The sequence below is a fragment of the Planomonospora parontospora genome (assembly GCA_014647935.1).
Taxonomy (GTDB): domain Bacteria; phylum Actinomycetota; class Actinomycetes; order Streptosporangiales; family Streptosporangiaceae; genus Planomonospora; species Planomonospora parontospora.
Genome location: BMQD01000017.1, coordinates 1 through 17,588 on the forward strand (window position 1 = coordinate 1; position 17,588 = coordinate 17,588).

The 17,588-nt window shown below is 70.2% G+C and carries 15 protein-coding genes; 8 read left to right on the plus strand and 7 right to left on the minus strand.

All coding sequences use genetic code 11. The features are described from left to right. Positions 1 to 707 (plus strand): hypothetical protein (locus tag IEZ07_RS24495; protein WP_301549345.1); only part of this gene is annotated, 707 nt, incomplete at its 5' end. Between the two features lie 13 nt (positions 708 to 720). Here the strand turns inward: IEZ07_RS24495 and IEZ07_RS24500 are convergent. Both IEZ07_RS24500 and IEZ07_RS24505 read right to left on the minus strand, forming a co-directional pair. Continuing rightward, a complete protein-coding gene (locus IEZ07_RS24500; RefSeq protein WP_191896906.1) occupies positions 721 to 2,682 on the minus strand; it encodes a hypothetical protein in 1,962 nt (653 codons plus the stop codon). A 16-nt stretch (positions 2,683 to 2,698) separates the two neighbouring features. Beyond that, positions 2,699 to 3,043 carry a hypothetical protein gene (locus tag IEZ07_RS24505; RefSeq protein WP_191896907.1) on the minus strand — a complete coding sequence of 115 codons (345 nt, stop codon included), beginning with the start codon at positions 3,041 to 3,043 and terminating at the stop codon, positions 2,699 to 2,701. A gap of 433 nt (positions 3,044 to 3,476) precedes the next feature. Here IEZ07_RS24505 and IEZ07_RS24510 point away from each other — a divergent pair, with 433 nt between their 5' ends. Continuing rightward, entirely contained in the window at positions 3,477 to 3,995 is a 519-nt protein-coding gene (locus tag IEZ07_RS24510; RefSeq protein ID WP_191896908.1) for a type II toxin-antitoxin system prevent-host-death family antitoxin, read from the plus strand. A 489-nt stretch (positions 3,996 to 4,484) separates the two neighbouring features. Here the strand turns inward: IEZ07_RS24510 and IEZ07_RS24515 are convergent, their stop codons facing one another. Beyond that, positions 4,485 to 5,648: a pyridoxal phosphate-dependent aminotransferase gene (locus IEZ07_RS24515; RefSeq protein WP_191896909.1), complete on the minus strand. Its 1,164-nt coding sequence runs from the start codon at positions 5,646 to 5,648 to the stop codon at positions 4,485 to 4,487. Between the two features lie 150 nt (positions 5,649 to 5,798). On the opposite strand from IEZ07_RS24515, the gene IEZ07_RS24520 reads away from it, so the two are divergent. Continuing rightward, positions 5,799 to 9,032 (plus strand): DEAD/DEAH box helicase, encoded by a 3,234-nt coding sequence (locus tag IEZ07_RS24520; RefSeq protein WP_239320391.1) that lies wholly within the window; start codon positions 5,799 to 5,801, stop codon positions 9,030 to 9,032. After that, the gene (locus tag IEZ07_RS24525) at positions 9,029 to 9,862 is read left to right on the plus strand and encodes an SWIM zinc finger family protein (RefSeq protein ID WP_191896910.1); all 834 of its coding nucleotides are present in this window, start codon (positions 9,029 to 9,031) and stop codon (positions 9,860 to 9,862) included. Before IEZ07_RS24520 ends, IEZ07_RS24525 begins: the two co-directional genes overlap by 4 nt. Positions 9,863 to 9,904: 42 nt before the next feature. Here IEZ07_RS24525 and IEZ07_RS24530 read toward each other — a convergent pair whose 3' ends face one another. From IEZ07_RS24530 to IEZ07_RS24545, 4 genes are all read right to left on the minus strand, one after another. Then, positions 9,905 to 11,281 (minus strand): GH1 family beta-glucosidase, encoded by a 1,377-nt coding sequence (locus IEZ07_RS24530; RefSeq protein WP_191896911.1) that lies wholly within the window; start codon positions 11,279 to 11,281, stop codon positions 9,905 to 9,907. Then, complete coding sequence (locus tag IEZ07_RS24535) at positions 11,278 to 12,171, minus strand: carbohydrate ABC transporter permease (protein WP_191896912.1); 894 nt, start codon at positions 12,169 to 12,171, stop codon at positions 11,278 to 11,280. Before IEZ07_RS24535 ends, IEZ07_RS24530 begins: the two co-directional genes overlap by 4 nt. A 3-nt stretch (positions 12,172 to 12,174) precedes the next feature. Beyond that, positions 12,175 to 13,101: a carbohydrate ABC transporter permease gene (locus tag IEZ07_RS24540; RefSeq protein WP_068895829.1), complete on the minus strand. Its 927-nt coding sequence runs from the start codon at positions 13,099 to 13,101 to the stop codon at positions 12,175 to 12,177. A gap of 148 nt (positions 13,102 to 13,249) precedes the next feature. Then, entirely contained in the window at positions 13,250 to 14,533 is a 1,284-nt protein-coding gene (locus IEZ07_RS24545; protein ID WP_191896913.1) for an ABC transporter substrate-binding protein, read from the minus strand. A 280-nt stretch (positions 14,534 to 14,813) separates the two neighbouring features. On the opposite strand from IEZ07_RS24545, the gene IEZ07_RS24550 reads away from it, so the two are divergent. From IEZ07_RS24550 to IEZ07_RS24560, 4 genes are all read left to right on the plus strand, one after another. Then, the gene (locus IEZ07_RS24550) at positions 14,814 to 15,815 is read left to right on the plus strand and encodes a LacI family DNA-binding transcriptional regulator (RefSeq protein WP_191896914.1); all 1,002 of its coding nucleotides are present in this window, start codon (positions 14,814 to 14,816) and stop codon (positions 15,813 to 15,815) included. 46 nt (positions 15,816 to 15,861) lie between these two features. After that, on the plus strand, positions 15,862 to 15,993 hold the full coding sequence (locus tag IEZ07_RS35925; RefSeq protein WP_275413852.1) for a hypothetical protein: 132 nt from the start codon (positions 15,862 to 15,864) through the stop codon (positions 15,991 to 15,993). 15 nt (positions 15,994 to 16,008) lie between these two features. Further along, complete coding sequence (gene lepB, locus IEZ07_RS24555) at positions 16,009 to 16,464, plus strand: signal peptidase I (RefSeq protein WP_204054531.1); 456 nt, start codon at positions 16,009 to 16,011, stop codon at positions 16,462 to 16,464. A 160-nt stretch (positions 16,465 to 16,624) separates the two neighbouring features. Next, on the plus strand, positions 16,625 to 17,578 hold the full coding sequence (locus tag IEZ07_RS24560) for a DUF418 domain-containing protein (protein ID WP_239320394.1): 954 nt from the start codon (positions 16,625 to 16,627) through the stop codon (positions 17,576 to 17,578). Positions 17,579 to 17,588: the final 10 nt, after the last annotated feature.

A 17,588-nucleotide genomic window follows, 5' to 3' on the forward strand; every position in this document is an offset into this window, starting at 1 on the left:
AAGACAGTGATCTTCAACGAAAGATCACTCTCTTGGTGGACGTTTCGCAACAGTCACTGAGCCTTCTGGAGTTGCCTGTGTATCCCGGGCGAGGCTGGCGGATCGGTCTGGTTCCGGGTAGCCGAGCGTTGACGGCCGAATGCGGAAAGACTGTGGCGGCGATGGCTCGATTGGGTAAAGATCGGTACGTCTCGGTGTCGATCAACCCGGAGGGTCGCATGCGCGTCGCTCGGTTTCTGGCCGTCGGCCTGGCGGCGGTGATGGTGACGTCGGGATGCACCTCGGAATCCGAACCTGAGCTTTCGCTGGAGAAAGCGGTGGCGGAGCTGCAGAAGGACACGCAACGCCTGGAGACCGATGACCTATTCAAGAACCCGCTCATGAAGCTTCATGTATTGCAGCGCCCAGACAAGGATATTCCTTGTGGTAAGGAAAAGTTCAAGCGGGTACTGCAAGCGACAGCTGACAATGAGCGTGCAAAGGAAGAGGATCTGGACTCCCACCTGGACAAGTCCGAACAGGTTATGGAGAACACCCTTTCCCAGGTGTTGGATTATGAGGTGGAGGAGGACGGTACGCAGTCCGATGCCCTAGAGGGGCGATTCCTCCTTGGTAGGAAGAAGGTAGGAATCATGATGAATGTGCAGGTGATGCCGGAAGCCCCAACCTGGAGACTGCGCGCGGAGACCGATTGTCTGTCGCGCTGAGAGAATCGAGATGTCATTTCCCTGTCTTCAGCAGCTCCTTGGCTAGATCGCTGCTCTGAGCTCGTGCGGACAGTTCGATCTTTTTGTCGAGCTTGTCATTGCTGTCCGTCCATGCGTCGTGGACGGACAACTTCTCCTGTAGTGCCTGCTCCCATTTCTTGTCTCTGGTGGCCTCGTTCTTGGCCTCGGCCACGAGTTCGTCATATGTCTTGAGAGCACCGGTGGCCGGGTTGACGAGCTCCTTGGGTGGGTCGGTCGCCGGATAACCACCACTGTGAAGAAGGTGCGTCATGTCGTATTTCAGGCGCTTGGCGAGATCGGATCGTTCCTTCGTCGCTGTTTCGACCTGGGTTTCGAAGCTGTCAGCCCAGATGTCTCCGGCGGCGCTGACGACGTATGCCTGAAAGAGACTCCACCCGGCTTCGGCGACCTGGCCCGCGATGGGAACTCCGTCGAGGAGGAAGCCGGTGGTGTTCTTGGTGAAGTCTCGGGCCATGTCGGCGACGGCATCCTCTTCACCGAGTACGTCGACCGCCGCTTTGAACGCGAGGCTGCCGAAGTCACCGAACATCATCGAGCTGTCACCGAAATGATCAGAGCTGCGTTTCCCGTCCAGACGGGCGGCGGAGATCAGGGTGTCATGGCGGAACCGGGCCACCGCAGAGTCGAACTGGTCGGCGGTCCCGTCCTCGCCGACGAAGGTCTTCAGGAATCCGGAAGTGTCACCTGGGCTGAGATAGAAGGCGGGAGTCACTCCCGGGAGGGGTTTCCAGTGCTTGGGCGGCTCCATGCCGGAGGCGCGGCCCTCGGCCTTGTCGAAGCGGGCGCCCGAGACCAGTTCGTGGACGTAGGAAGCTGCGATCACGCCCATGGAGTCCTTGGCCGAGGCCGGCAGGTCGGCGCCGAAGGAGCCGGCGGCCTTGATCAGGTCCAGGGTGAAGGCGGCGGCTTCGGGGCTGTGCTTTCCGGGCTGCTCGGTCCCAGCCTCGGTGCCCGCCTCCATCGCCCGGCCGAAGGCGTCGGCCACGTCCTCTTCGTCGGCCGACCGCTCGGCGTGGTCGAGGAAGAGTTTCATCTTCTCGGTCCGGGTCAGCTTCACCTCGGATCCGCCCAGCTTCGAGAACGCGTCCCGTACCGCCGCGCCGTCCCCGGCGAGCACCTCCAGGCCCAGCGCGACCAAGTCGGACGGGAGGCCGTAGGCCTTGGATTCGGTGGATCCGGCGCGCCAGTCCTGGCGGGGCTTCTTCGTGAAGTCGTCCAGGACCAGGGTGCGGGCCGCGGCGCTGCGGATGTTCGACGGGGCGTTCGCGCCGGCGAGCAGGGCGAGCCGATTCCAGGCGGCGGCCTTGCTCCCGGCCGGTCGGGTCAGGTCGCTTCTGACCTTGGCGAACGCCGGGACGAGGGCGGGGGCGCGCAGAGCGGCGCCGAGGGCCTTGCTGAAAGCGGCCAGGTCCTGCTTGGCGGTCTTACTGCCAGTGCTGGCGATGAGGTTGGGCAGGGCGTCGCGGACCTTCGGGGAGAGCAGGGCGTAGAAGGCGGCGGCGGCCTGGGGGTCGTCGGCGAGTTCCGCGACTTCGTCGGCGTGGTCATGGACGAGTTTCGCCTGCCGTTCCGCGTCTTTTTCGGTGAAGACGCCGTCGCCGTACACCCGGGCGAGCTTCTGGGCGAGCTCAAAGTCCTCCAGTTCGCCGGGGAGGCGGATGAGTCCTTGGGCTCCACCGCCCGGGGACGCCAGGTCGCCGCCCTCGTTGAGCTTCCGGATCAGCTCCGCCCGCCCGCGGAGCTTGGAGACCTCGGTTCTGCCCCAGTCGGCAATGCGGATGATCTCCCGTGGCGCGATGGTGTCGATGCCGTACTTGCCGAGCTTCGCGCCGAACTCCTCGCCGAGCGCGGTCAACCGGTCCGCTCCGGTGCGCAGGGCGGCGGCGGCCTGGTCCAGCTGCTCGGGGTCGATCCCGTGGAACCCGCCGGACATCACGATCCCGCTCCGGTCACGGCCACGATCCTCGTCCTCTCTGGTAGAAGGGTGAGTGCTCGTCCACCCTGCTAGCGCTGATGGCGTGTGCCTCGGCCTCGGTTACCATCGCCGGGTGGCGATGCAGCTCCGCCTCGATCGCGCTCACCAGCTGCCGGGCCAGCGATGTCAGCCGGTGGTGCCGCTCCTCCAGCCCGTCGATCCACTTGTCGGCGGTCGGGCCCGTCCAGACCTTTCCCGTCCGCATCGTGCCCACCGGGCGCTCGTAGGCCCGCCGGATCTCCTGGCCGCGCTCCTCGGCGTCCGCGAGGAGCTCCCTTAACCTGATGTGCAACGGGTTCGGCACCATGCGGTCCGCCACACCGCCCCGTCCTCTCCTGAACCCCGAGCCGCAAGAAAAGATCAGTCTCAGCCTAGAGGCCGCTGATTCAGACCGACAAGACTTCGTTCCACCTGGAATGGAGCTGGTCACGTTGCGAGAGCATCCCCGGTTGTTGCGGGTTCTCGGGCGTCCCGACCAACGACCGAGGATGGACATCCCGCACGTTGAACCCCTGGGAATCGGTCGAAACCGGACGCGATGCAGTGGCGCCTCTTCCGGCCTCTTTTGTTGGGCCGGGGCGCCATGACTGACCGGGTGCCTCGGCGTTCACCCTGCTCCCGGCCGAGTCGAGCCAACCGGAGCGGCACTGAGCCCATCCTGCGCACGCTTCCCCATGGTCGCAATGTGCGGTATCTCCCTGTATCTCCCCTAGTCGGGCTAAGGTGCCGAGATGAGAATGTTTATCCCCAGTGTGAGCGAGGATCGCACGCTCGACATCGCCGAAGGCCGCGACAAGCTCGGGTTCGTCGTCTCGCGTGCCGTCCACTCCGGTAAACCGACCGTGATCACCCGTTCGGCGGAGGAACGCGCCGTCCTGATCTCCGAGTCTGACTTCGAAGACTTCGTGCGGCTGCTCAATGACGAACAGACGCGCTACATCAAAGATCAGATCGCCGCCCAGCAACGCGACGGCATCGAGATGCACCACTACGCCACCCCAGAAGAGCTGTACGCCGGTTTCGGGATGAACCCCGACGGCACCCCCCTCCCGCCGGACGCGCCACGGCCCGCGTCCCTCGTGGTCTCCCTCATGGTGATCCTCGACCCGGCCGACTCCGCCGACATCGACCAATGGCTAGGAGGAGTGCGCCAGGAGCTGGACGGAATCGAGATCGACAAGGCCGAAGCGGTGCGGGCACTACTCCGCCTGGCCCGCAGCCGAACCGATGTGCGGCAGGCACTGGTAGAGGAGCTGAAGCGCGTCAGCTGATCACAGCCGGCGCCCCTCTCGGCCCCTTTTTCGGGGCCGGGGGCGCCCGAAAATCGCAAGCTGCGCCCACCCCGGGCACGACCTCTGCAAGATCTCTTTTCTTCTCCTGCTCAGGATCCGCGTTTGCGCCCCCATGCCTCCGGCGGGGCTCCGTGCGCTCCGCACCGGATCGGGGGAACTGGTCAGCTTCAGGCTCGACCTCGACCGCGGGTACCCAATCGTCGAGCGCGCGTCCATCGGGCTCGGATCCCGCACCCAGTAACTCCCCGACGCGGTCCAGGCGCTCCGCGTGCCTCAGCGATGCGGCAAGCAGCTCGGCTCTGGAGTCGTCTCTCAGGATCACCCGGTCAGACAGCGCCGGAAGGCTCGAACAGACGTGGTTTGGGGAGCCTAACCAGGCATTTGGGGAGCCTAACGGGGAGCCGACCCCGCCGGACGCCCTCAGGCCCCATCAGACCTCTTCAGGGCGTTTCTCCAGGTCAGGGCGTTTCAGGAGAGCTTCCGGAGCCTGGTCACGGCCTCGTCGATGACCTCGTCGCGTTTGCAGAAGGCGAAGCGGACGAAGTGCCGGCCGCGTTCGGGGCGGGCGTAGAAGACCTGGGTGGGGACGGCGACCACCCCGGCCAGGGACGGGAGCTCGCGGGCCAGGGCCAGGCCGTCGGCGAAGCCCAGGGGGCGGATGTCGGCCTGGACGAAGTAGGTCCCGTCGGGGCGGTAGACCTCGAAACCGGCGGCTGAGAGTCCCTCGGCGAGGCGGTCCCGCTTGGCCTGCAGGTCGGTGCGGAGGTCGGCCACCCAGTCGAGCTCGTGGCGCAGCGCATAGGCCACGGCGAGCTGCCAGGGGGCGGAGGCGGTGAAGGTGAGGAACTGCTTGACCGTCTGCACGGCCCGGACGAACGGCGCCGGAGCGCAGATCCAGCCCGTCTTCCAGCCGGTCACCGAGAAGGTCTTGCCCGCCGAGGAGATCATCACGGTGCGCTCGCGCATGCCCGGGAGGGTGGCGAGCGGAATGTGCGGGACGCCGTCGAAGGTCAGGTGCTCGTAGACCTCGTCGGTGATCGCGACCAGGTCGCGTTCGGCGCAGAGCCCGGCGATGGCCTCCAGCTCCGCCCGGGTGAACACGGTCCCGGTCGGGTTGTGCGGGGAGTTGACCAGGATCGCCCGGGTCCGGGGCCCGGCGGCCGCCCGCAGCTCGGCCGGGTCGAAGGTGAAGCGGCCCCCGGCGGGACGGAGCGTGACCGGGCGCAGCACGGCCCCGGCCAGCGCGACGGAGGCGGCGTAGGAGTCGTAGTAGGGCTCGAAGACGATCACCTCGTCGCCGGCCTCGCAGAGCGCCAGGACCGCCGCCGCGATCGCCTCGGTCGCCCCGACCGTGACGAGGACCTCCCCGTCGGGGTCGTAGGCCAGGTCGTAGTGGTCCTCGCGGTGCTCGGAGACGGCCTGGCGCAGCTCCGGGACGCCGGGGCCGGGAGGGTACTGGTTGAGGCCGTCGCGGACCGCCTCGACCGCCCGTTCCAGCATCGCGGGCGGCCCGTCGGTGTCGGGGAAGCCCTGCCCCAGGTTGACCGAGCCCGTCCGCAGGGCGAGCGCCGTCATCTCGGCGAAGATCGTCGTACCGAACTCGCGCATCCGCGCCACCAGGGGATCACTCACGGACGCCAGCGTAACGGGCGCGGCGCGGGAGATCTCAGCCGAGCGGAGCCGAACTCGCCGTCCGCCGGCACGCCCCGCCGCCGGCCGGTGGCGGCGTCACGACGTCCCCGGAAACTGTACGGTTTCCGGGGACACGGGGAGGATTCGACGGTGTTGGTGATCCACGGGATCTGGGCCGGCGACCGGCTGGCGCTCTGGGCGGAGGATCCGTCCCGCCCCGCTCCAGGCGTCTCCCGGGCGAAGGTCCGCCCGCATCCGTTCGCGGCTCCGGCGGCGGACGTCTCCGCCTGCCTGCGGCACTGGGGGGAAGCCGCGGCGGCGGCCGCGGGCAGGGCCGTCGCGGACGAGCTCGTCCTGCTCCTGCCGGGCTCGGCCCGGGCTCCGCTGCCCTCCCCCGAGTCCGGGATGGAGGCCGTCGCCCGGCAGCCGAGGATCACCGCCTGGCGTGCGCCCGCCCTGCTCGTCGAACCCGGGGCGGCGCTGGACCTGCTCGGCCGCCTCGATGAGATGACACGGCACCCCGCAGAGGAGCGCGAGCCGGGCGAGTCCCCGGACGGGGCCGACGACCCGCCGGTGCCGGGAGCGTCCCTGCGCTATCTCTCCGTCGTCGCGGAGTACGCACGCGAGCTGGTCCGCCGCGGCCAGGTGCTGCCCCAGCTCGTCACCGAGGAGGAGGGCCACGCGGCGCGGTGGCGGCCGGTGCTGACCGGTCCCTACGCCGACCGCTTCCGTGAGCTCGCCGCCGCGATGCCTCCTGTCTGCCGGGCCGCCGGAGAGGAGCGGCCCTCGGCCCACGTACTGCTCGAGGCCCTGGCCGGCCTCAGTGACGCGGCGGTACGGCGGGCGCTCTCCGACCGGTTGCTCGGCGGCCACCGGCCGGGGCGCCGCAGCCCGGTCGCGGACCGCTGGACGGTGGCGCTCACCGGAGAGGACGCCACGCTCGGCGTGCTGACCCGGGTCGAGGCGGACAGCCTGGTCCGGCCGCTGCAGGAGTGGTTCAGGTCGGCGCACCGGCTCGACACGGCGGTCAGGGTCTGCTTCCGCCTGACCGAACCCGAACCCGAACCCGACTCCGGGCTCGAACCGGTGTCCGGACCGGGCCTCCGGGCCGATCTCGTCGCGGAGTACGGCGGGTCCGGCGGGTCCGGCGGGTCCGGCGGGTCCGGCGGGTCCGGCGGGTCCGGCGAACACCGTGAACGCGGACCGTCCGGCGGCCGGTCCGCGCAGCCGCCGGACGGTCCGTCCTGGCGGGTGGAGTTCGCCGTCCAGTCGTCGCAGGATCCGAGCCTCTACCTGCCGGCCCCGCTCGTCTGGGCGGGCGAGACCGCCCCCGGCCTCCCCTCCCGGCCCGACGAGGCGCTGCTGGCCGGGCTGGGCCGGGCGGCGCGGCTCTACCCCGCGCTGGAGGAGGTGCTGCGCACCCCCTCACCCTCGGAGCTCGTCCTGGACACCGCGGGCGCGTTCCTGTTCCTGCGCCGGACCGCCCCGCTCCTGGCGGCCGCCGGGTTCGGCGTGCAGTTGCCCGCCTGGGCGGGCCGGACGAAGCTGGGGCTCAAACTCACGGCCCGTTCCCAGGAGACCGGTCCCGGAGCGGCCTCCGGCCGGGGGCTGGGGCTGGACCGGCTGGTGGACTTCCGCATGGACCTGGCCATCGGTGACGAGGCGATCGACGAGGCGGAGCTGGCCGAGCTGGCCAGACTCAAGGTGCCGCTGGTCCGTGTGCGGGGCCGCTGGGTCGAGCTGGACGACCGGCAGCTCGACGCCGCACTGAAGGCCGTCGAGAACCGCAGGGCGGGCGTGATGACGGTCGCCGAGGTGGTCCGGGAGGTCGTCCGGGGCGGTGACGACGGGGTGCCGCTGGTCGGGGTGGACGCCGACGGTCTCCTGGGAGATCTGCTCTCCGGCGAGGCGGACCGCCGGCTGGAGCCGATCGCGACCCCGGCCGCGTTCCACGGCGTGCTCCGGCCGTACCAGGAGCGCGGGCTGTCTTGGCTCGGCTTCATGTCGGGCCTCGGGCTCGGCGGCGTCCTCGCCGACGACATGGGCCTGGGCAAGACCGCGCAGACCCTGGCCCTGCTCCTGGACGAGCGTGCCGGCGGCGCCCGGCCGGGTCCGACCCTGCTGGTGTGCCCGATGTCCCTGCTCGGCAACTGGCAGAAGGAAGCGGCCAGGTTCGCCCCCTCGCTCGACGTCTACCTGCACCACGGCACCGCCCGGCTGCGCGGCGACGAGCTGGCCGCACGGGTGGAGCGGGCCGATCTCGTGCTCACCACGTACGGCACCGCCCTGCGGGACCGGGAGGTCCTGGCGGCCTTCACCTGGGCGCGGGTCGTCTGCGACGAGGCCCAGGCCATCAAGAACAGCGCCGCCCGGCAGGCGCAGGCCGTACGGTCCCTCCCGGCGGGGAGCAGGCTCGCGCTGACCGGCACGCCGGTGGAGAACCACCTGGCGGAGCTCTGGTCGATCATGGAGTTCTGCAACCCCGGGCTGCTCGGCCCGGCCAAGGTGTTCCGGGAGCGCTACCAGGAGCCGATCGAGCGGCACGGCGACGAGCGGGCGGCGGCCGCGCTCCGGCGCGCCACCGGGCCGTTCGTGCTGCGGCGCCTCAAGACCGACAAGACGATCATCTCCGATTTGCCGGACAAGCTGGAGATGAAGGTCTGGTGCAACCTCACGCCCGAGCAGGCGACCCTGTACCAGGCCGTGGTCGAGGACATGATGTCGAAGATCGCCGACAGCGAGGGCATCGAGCGGCGCGGCAACGTGCTCGCCGCCATGACGAAGCTCAAGCAGGTCTGCAACCACCCGGCCCACCTGCTCAAGGACGGGTCGCGGCTGCCCGGCCGGTCGGGGAAGCTGGCCCGGCTGGAGGAGCTGGCCGAGGAGATCGTCAGCGAGGGGGACAAGGCCCTGGTGTTCACCCAGTACACCGAGTTCGGCGCGCTGCTCCAGCCGTACCTCGCGGCGCACCTGGACCGGCCGGTGCTCTGGCTGCACGGCGGGCTGCCGAAGAGTCGGCGGGAAGCGCTGGTCGAGCGGTTCCAGAACGACGACGAGCCGATGCTGTTCCTGCTCTCGCTCAAGGCGGCGGGCACCGGGCTCAACCTGACCGCCGCCGGCCACGTGGTCCACGTGGACCGGTGGTGGAACCCCGCCGTGGAGGACCAGGCGACCGACCGGGCCTTCCGGATCGGCCAGACCCGGAACGTCCAGGTCAGGAAGTTCATCTGCGTGGGCACCCTGGAGGAGCGGATCGACGAGATGATCGAACGGAAGAAGGCGCTCGCCGAGAGCGTCGTCGGCACCGGCGAGGACTGGATCACCGGTCTGTCCACCGACCGGCTGCGCGAGCTGTTCCGGCTCGGACCCGAGGCCGTCGCGTGAGGGGGCGCAAGCCGTCCGGACCGGCCCGGCCGGTCCGGATCGAGGGCGGCCTCCGGGCGCGTACCCGCCGAGGCTCGATCGGCGAGCAGTGGTGGTCGCGCCGGTTCGTCGACGTCCTCGAGCGGATCTGCGACTCCGGCAGGCTCAGCCGAGGCCGCTCGTACGCGCGATCCGGTCAGATCCTCGACCTGGAGCTCGCCCCCGGGCTGGTCACGGCCCGGGTGCAGGGCTCCAGGCGCACGCCCTACCGGGTCGGGATCGGGATCACGGCCTACCGCGCGGACGAGTGGCGGGATCTCACCGGGGCGCTCGCCGCGCAGGCGCTCTACCGGGCGAAGCTGCTCGCCGGGGAGATGCCGCCGGAGATCGAGGGCGTCTTCGACGAGCACGGCCTGCCGCTCTTCCCCGGCGAGCAGGGCCTGGAGATGAACTGCTCGTGCCCCGACTGGGGCTTCCCCTGCAAGCACGTGTCGGCCGTGCTGTACGTGCTGGCCGAGGCGTTCGACGACGACCCGTTCCTGGTGCTGGCCTGGCGCGGGATGGAGCGGGACGCCCTGCTCCGGTCCCTCCGCGAGGCGGGCGGCGGGGGCCCCGCGGCCCCGCCGGGGTTGTTCGACGTGGCCGACGCGCCGTTCGCCGAGCGGCTGGCGGACTTCTACCAGCCGGGTGTCTCCCCGGCCCGCCTGCGCGAGCACACGCAGCTGCCCGACACCCCGCCCGACCTGCTGCTGCGCATCCTCGACGCGCCGCCGGTCAAGGCCCGGCACATCCCGATCCTGGACCTCCTGCGGCCCGCCTACCGCAGGCTCGCAGGAGACGACGACTCCTGAGTCCCCTCACCCCCGCACCGGCTCCGGGCGGGGGCGAGGGGTTCACATCTGCTCGGCGATGGCCTCGCGGTACCAGTGGTAGCTGGCCTTGGGCGTGCGCACCTGGGTGGCGTAGTCGACGTGGACGAGGCCGAAGCGGGCGGCGTAGCCCCGGGCCCACTCGAAGTTGTCCAGCAGCGACCAGCAGAAGTAGCCGCGCACGTCCACCCCCGCGCCGATGGCCGCCGCGGTCGCGGCCAGGTGGTCGCGCAGGTAGGCGACACGGCCGGTGTCGTCGAGCTCGCCGGCGTCGCCGTAGCCGTTCTCGGTGATGAAGACCGGCGGCAGGCCGGGGTAGCGGGCGGCCAGGCCGGTGAGGGTGTCGTGCAGGCCGCGCGGCTCGATGCGCCAGCCGAGCCCGCTGACCGGCGGCCCGTCGGGCGCCACCGTGCGCACGCCGATGTCGAAGGCCGAGCGCAGCGCCGGGTCGGGCTGCTCGTACGGCGCGTCCGCGGCGTGGATCGGGTAGTAGTAGTTCACCCCGAGGAAGTCCAGCGGCGCCGAGATGAGCGCCAGGTCGCCGTCGCGGCGGAACGAGAAGTCGCTGATCTCCCCGTAGACCTTCGCCATGTCGCCGGGGTAGGCGGCGCCCAGCAGCGGCTCGGTGAACTGCCGGTTGACCATCAGGTCCATGCGGCGCGCGGCGGCGGCGTCCTCGGCCGCCGGGCTCGCGGGCACGGCCGGGGACATGTTGAGGGTCACGCCGATCTGCTCGCCGGCGCGGGCGTTCGCCCGCATCCGGGCGACCGCCAGGCCGTGCCCGACCAGCAGGTGGTGCGCGGCGGCCAGCGCGCCGTGCCCCTCCCGGGCGCCGGGCGCGTGGCGACCCTCGGCGTACCCGGTGATCGAGGAGCAGTAGGGCTCGTTCAGCGTGATCCAGTACGGCACGCCGTCGAGCGCCCCGTGCACGGTCTCCGCGTACTCGGCGAAGTGCTCGGCGGTCTCGCGGACCCGCCAGCCGCCGCGCTCCTCCAGCGCCTGCGGCAGGTCCCAGTGGTAGAGGGTGACGAACGGGGTGATGCCGCGCTCGTTCAGCCCGTCGACCAGGCGGCGGTAGAAGTCCAGTCCCCGCTGGTTGACCCGGCCGTCCCCGTCGGGGAAGACGCGCGGCCAGGCCACCGAGAGCCGGTAGGCGCCGACGCCGAGGCCGGCCATCAGCTCCACGTCCTCCGGCCAGCGGTGGTAGTGGTCGCAGGCGGGGTCGCCCGACTCCCCCGCCGCGACCGCGCCCGGCACCCGGGAGAAGGCGTCCCAGATCGACGGGCCGCGCCCGTCGGCGTCGACCGCCCCCTCGATCTGGTACGACGAGGTGGCGACCCCCCAGACGAACCCCGGGGGGAAGAGCCGGGTCTGCCGGGCTCGTTCTTCGATGGCCGTCATCCCTTGATCGCTCCAGACATGATTCCTCCGATGATCTGTCTGCCGAGCAGCGCGAACACGACCACCATGGGGACGGTCGCGATCACGGTGCCGGTCAGCACGAGTGCGAAGTCGGTCGTGTAGCCGCTGGCCAGGGTGGAGAGCGCGACCTGGACGGTCGGATTCTCCGGGGTGAGCACGACCAGCGGCCAGAAGAAGTCGTTCCAGGCCTGCATGAAGGTGAACAGGCCGAGCACGGCCGCGGCGGGCCGGGCCGCGGGCAGCACCACGTGCCAGAACAGCCGGATCGTGGTGCAGCCGTCCATCCGTCCTGCCTCCAGCAGCTCGTCGGGGACGGCGCTGGAGAGGTACTGCGTCATGAAGAAGACGCCGAACGCCGTCACCAGGCCGGGGACGATCACCGCTTCGATGCGCCCGGTCCAGCCCAGCTCCCCCATCATGATGTACAGCGGGATGATGCCGAGCTGGTGGGGGACGGTCGTGGTGGCGATCGCCGCCACCAGCAGGCCCTTGCGCCCCCGGAAGCGGAGCTTGGCGAAGGCGAACCCGGCCAGGGTCGAGAAGAGCACCACCGAGACGGTGACCGTGCTCGACACCAGGAACGAGTTGAACAGGGCCTGCCCGAAGGCGGTGGTGTCGAAGACGCGGGCGATGTTCTCGAACAGGTGGCCGCCGGGGGTCAGCACCGGCGGCACCTTGCCGATCGCGTCGTTGTCGTGCGAGGCGACGACGAGCGACCAGTAGACCGGGAACAGCGAGCCGAGCAGGAACGCGATGAGCGCCGCGTAGGTCCAGAAGCCCGCCGTACGCGGCGCCCGGACCTTGCGCCGCCTCGGCTCGCGCGGGGCGTCGGGCTTCTTCGCGGGTGCGGGGGTGAGTGTGGTCGCCATGGTTCAGCCGCTCTTGATCCGTCGGGTGATGGAGAAGTTGACCAGCGCCATGACCACGATGATCAGGCAGAGGGTCCAGGCGATCGCCGAGGCGTAGCCGAACTCGTACAGGCCGAAGCCCTGCTCGTACAGGTAGAGCCCGACCGTCTGGAACTGCCGGTCGGAACCGCCCGTCGGGTTGCCGGTGCCGGACTGGAAGAGCAGCGGCTCGGCGATGATCTGGAAGCCGCCGATGGTCGAGACGACGGCGGTGAAGATGATCGTCGGCCGGAGCATCGGGATGGTGATCTTCCAGAACTGGGTCCACTGGCCGGCCCCGTCGATGGTGGCGGCCTCGTACAGGTGGTCCGGTACGGCCTGCATGGCCGCCAGGTAGATCAGCGCGTTGTACCCGGTCCACCGCCAGATCACGATCATCGAGATGGCGATGTGGGAGCTGAGCGTGCCGGCCTGCCAGTCGATCGGGTCCAGGCCGACCAGCTGAATCGCCCAGTTGACCATGCCGAAGTCGCGGCCGAAGAGCTGGGCGAAGATGATCGTTACCGCGACGATCGAGGTGATGTTGGGCAGCAGCACGCCCATCCGGAAGAAGGTCCGGGCGCGCAGGCTCCGGTTGAGCATGTGCGCCACCACCAGGGCGACCAGCAGCTGCGGGATCGTCGACAGCAGCCAGATGCTGACCGTGTTGAACAGCGCGTTCCAGAAGTAGTCGTCGGTGAGCAGCTCGGCGTAGTTCTCGAACCCCACCCACTGGCGGGTCGTCTCCAGCAGGTTCCAGTCCGTCATGGAGACGTAGGCGGTGTAGAGCAGCGGGAACAGGCCGAGCGCGCCGAACAGCAGGAAGAAGGGGGCGATGTAGATGTACGGCGAGCCCTTCACGTCGAGCGTGTAGGCGAGGCGGCGGCGCGGCCGCGTGGTCACGGAGGTCATCGGTGTCTCATCCCTGGTACGGGTCCCCCGTACGGGCCGGCGGAGGCCTCGTGGAGGCGGCCGGGTCCCGTGGAGGCGGGCGGGTCCTCGCGGGAAGGGGAGCCGGCGGGCCCTGACCGCCCGCCGGCTCCCGGCTCTTCTCCCGGGTTCACTTGTCGATGCGGTCGATGTCCTTGAGGATCTGCGCCCACGCCTCGTCGGCGCTCTGCTTGCCCTCCTCGACCCGGTTCATCCCGTCGCGGATGGCGGTCTGGATGTCGCCGGCCCTCGGCCCCTGGTACTGCGGCTTGAGGTTGAGCGCCGCGGTGGTGAAGATCTCGCCGATGGGGGCGTCGTTGAAGAACTCGTGGGTCAGCTTCTTGACCTCGGGCTTGTCGTAGGTCGCCACGGTCGACGGCAGGATGCCGTGCTTGGTGAACACCTTGATCTGCTGCTCGGGGGCGGTCAGCCAGGAGATCAGCTCGACGGCCTCCTTGGGGTGCTTGCTCTGGGCGGGCACGGTCAGGTAGGCCCCGCCCCAGTTGCCGCCGCCGCCGGGGATGGCGGCCACGTCCCACTGCCCGGCGAACTCCTTGCCCTGGTCCTGGATCTTGGCGAGCATCCAGGCGGGGCAGGCGATGGTGGCGAACTGGCTCTTGGCGAAGCCGGTGTTCCACGCGGGCGAGCTGCCGACGAGCTTGGCGGACTGGCCGCCGGCGACGGCCTCCAGGACCTGGTCGTAGGCCTTGCGGAGCTCCGGGTTGGACGCGACGATGACCTGGTCGGAGGTGTCGTAGTAGCCGACGGGCATCTGGCCGACCATCGCATTGAAGACCTGCGGGGCCCCGTCGAAGAAGGCGGCGCCCTCGGGCTTGTTGGCGGTGTACTTCTTGCCGGCCTCGAAGTACGACGTCCAGTCGGGCCAGAGCTTGGAGACCTCGTCGCGGTCGGTCGGCAGGCCCGCCTTCTCGAACAGGTCGCGGCGGTAGCACATGGCCAGGCCGCCGACGTCGGTGCCGTAGCCGATCTGGGCGCCGGTCTTGGCCAGGGACGCCTCCCACTTCCACGGCAGCCAGCGGTCCTTCAGGGCCGCGGCCCCGTGCTGGTTGAGGTCGGTGAAGTGCTGGGGCTGGCCGCGGAACTGGGCGATGAAGCCGGTGTCGATCCCCTCGATGTCGGCGGCGCCCTGCTTGGTCGCCAGGTGGGCGGCGAGGTTGCGGTGGTGGTCGTTGTAGGCGGAGGTCCGCTCCACGATCTTGATGTTCGGGTGCGCGGCCTCGTACTCGGCGTAGAGCTCCTTGAAGCCCATGTTGCCGAAGAGGTTCAGGCTCAGGGTGATCTTCTCGCCGCCGGAGGCGCCGGCTCCGGCGTCGCCTCCCTGCGATCCGCAGCCGGCGGCGAGCACTCCCAGCACGGCCGTTCCGGCCAGCACGCGCAGCATTCTCGAGGACATGGGGACTCCTTTTTCACGGCAGGAGAGATGTGTCCCAGAGATGCGGAGGATGTGCGACCGCGGGCAACACGCGGTGGACGGAATTTCACCGAGAAAACGTCTTCCTGTCAAGCGGCGAATTCACAATGCGAGGTCCGGACCGTTCAGCGGCACGGAAATCCGGAGTTCTTCCCGCGGGGGCGGAAGGTTGGGCCTTGACGCGCCGGGGACGGAGGGCTACGGTCCCGTGTAACCGGTTACATGAAACCGGTTACACGCAGAGATGCGATAGTGTGCGGTCGTGGCAACGATCAGAGAGCTGGCACGTCAGTGCGGCGTGTCGGTGGCGACAGTCTCCCGAGTCTTCAACAACCCCGAGGTGGTGAACCCCGACACCCGCCAGAACGTCCTCCGCGTCGCGGCGCGCATCGGCTACCTGCCGAACGAGTCCGCCCGGACCCTTGCCACAAAGAAGTCCTACATGATCGGCCTCGTCTGGGACACGCACCACCGGCGGCCCGGATGGCGGCACCCTTTTCTCCAGGAAATCCTCATCGGCCTGAAAACAGCGCTGAGCGAACGGGGATATCACCTTCTCATGCTCGCCACGAGCGACGGTGAGGGAAGCCACGACCGTGCCGTGAGAAGACACAATCTCGACGGCGTGGTCTTCATCGACAACGGCACGCAGGACCCCGCCCTGCTCCGGCTCGCGGAGAGCGGCGTGCCCTGCGTCTCACTGGACCGCCCGATCACGGGGCCCCGGGCGACCCACGTCATCTCCGACAACGCCGGCGGCGCCCGCACCGCCGTGGAGCACCTGTACGAACGGGGCAGGCGGGCGATCGCCACGATCGCCGGGCCGGGCCGTACGGTGCCGGGCGCCGAGCGGCTGGCCGGCTATCGCGCCGCGCTCGCCGGCCTCGGCCTGCCCGCGCGCGACGGCCTCGTGGTCGAGGGCGACTTCTACCTGTCCGGGGGCTACGCCGCGATGCGGCGCCTGCTGGAGGCCGACGAGCGTCCCGACGCCGTCTTCGCGGCCGGCGACGAGATGGCGATCGGCGCGATGCGCGCGATCGCCGAGGCCGGCCTGAAGGTCCCCGAGGACATCGCGGTGGTCGGCTTCGACGACATCGAGCTCGCCGCGCTGGTGCAGCCGGGCCTGACCACCGTCGCCCAGGACAAGGCCGGCTTCGGCACGGCCGCCGCCGCCACCCTCGTCGCCATGATCGACGGCACCGCCGCCGTGCCGCCCCCGCCCAGCGTCCTGCCCACCGCACTGATCGTCCGCGGCACCGCGTAGCATCGGCGGACCCACCGCAGAAGCCCGAGGCCGATGGAGGCGATCGATGACCGCCGGGTCCGAGAACGAGCAGCAGAAGCCCTCACGCAGGGGCGGCGTCCGCGAAAGCCTGTTCCTGCTGGGCTGCGGCGTCGTGGCGGCGGCGCTGCTGCAGGTGTTCACCTTCCGGGTGTTCTAGATCCCGTCGGATTCCATGGAGAACACCCTGCATGTGGACGACGGCGTGGTCGTCAACAAGCTGCACGGCGCGGCCGAGCGCGGCGACGTGGTCGTCTTCAAGGGCTGGGACGGCGCGGACACCATCAAACGGGTCATAGCGGTCGGCGGCGACACCGTCAAATGCTGCGACGCCCAGAGGCGGATCACCGTGAACGGGGTCCCGCTCGACGAGAGGGACTACCTCCACCCCGACGACTTCCCCGCCAAGGACGAGTTCGAGAAGGTCGTCCCCCCGGGCCGCCTGTGGGTCATGGGCGACCACCGCTCGGCCTCCCAGGACTCCCGTGACCACGAGGAGCACGGAGGCGAGGGGACCATCGCGGAGGACGAGGTGACCGGCCGCGCCGTGGCGGTCTTCTGGCCCCTCTCCCGGATCGCCGTCCTCTCGACCCCGGACACGTTCACTCAGGCGTTCGCCGAAAACAGGTAGCCGAACCGCAGCCGGCCGAGAGCACCCGCTCGCGAGCCCCCGGGCGGTCCTCTCAGCGGTGATGCCCCGATCCCTGACGGCGGCGTTCTCCACCGGGACGGCCAAGGGCCGCCCCACCGGCGAGCAGCGTGGCCGTGGCCGGGCGAATAAGGTGATCCGGGTGACACGCAGGCTTCACGAGCTGGACGCGCTCCGCGGTTTCGCCATCTGCGGGATCATGGTGGTCAACACCTGGCAGCACACCCGCGGCCACCTGGAGGACCCGGGGCGGACCCCCGTCGACTGGGCGGTGGAGAACCTGCTCCAGGGCCGGTTCTACCCGATCTTCTCGTTCCTGTTCGGCCTGAGCTTCGTGCTGTTCCTTCGCTCCGCCGCCGGACGGACCCCGCGCCCCCGCCTGGCGCTGCTGCGCCGCCTGGCCGTACTGGCCTGCCTCGGCGCCGTGCACTGGGCGGTCAACCCCGGCGAGGTGCTGCTGCCGTACGCGCTCTTCGGGATGCTGGTGCTGCTGCCCGCCTCGTTCCTGCCACGCTGGGCGGTGCTGCTGGCGGGGGTCGCCGTGACGGCGTGGGCGACCTACCTCGGCGGCGGGTTCGTCGCCGGCGGGGTGTTCGTGGTCACCCTCATCCCGGGGCTGTTCCTGATCGGGGCGGCCCTGATGGAGTACCGCCCGCCCGAGCGCCTGCTGCTCCCCGTCTTCCTGGTGAGCGCGGCGGCGGGCGGGGGGCTCGTCCTGCTGTGGAACGGCACGTACCTGCCGGGCCTCTACACCGCCGCCGGGCTGGCCTGCGCGACGGCCTACTGCACCGGGCTGCTGCTGCTCCTGCGCACCCGGCTGCGCGGTCCCCTCACGGCCGTCCTCAACCCGCTCGGCCGGATGGCGCTGACGAACTACCTGATGAGCACCCCGGTCATCCTGCTGGCGCTGCCGCCGCTGACCGCCGACCCGACCCGGCTGTCGGGAGTGGCGCTGGCGGCGGCCGTGCTGGCCGCCCAGACCGCCTTCAGCCGCTGGTGGCTGGCCCGGTTCCGGTACGGCCCGCTGGAGTGGGGGTGGCGGTGCCTGACGTGGATGGAACGGGTCCCTAACCGCCGGATAGGGTCGGAGCCTTGACGTCCTCCCC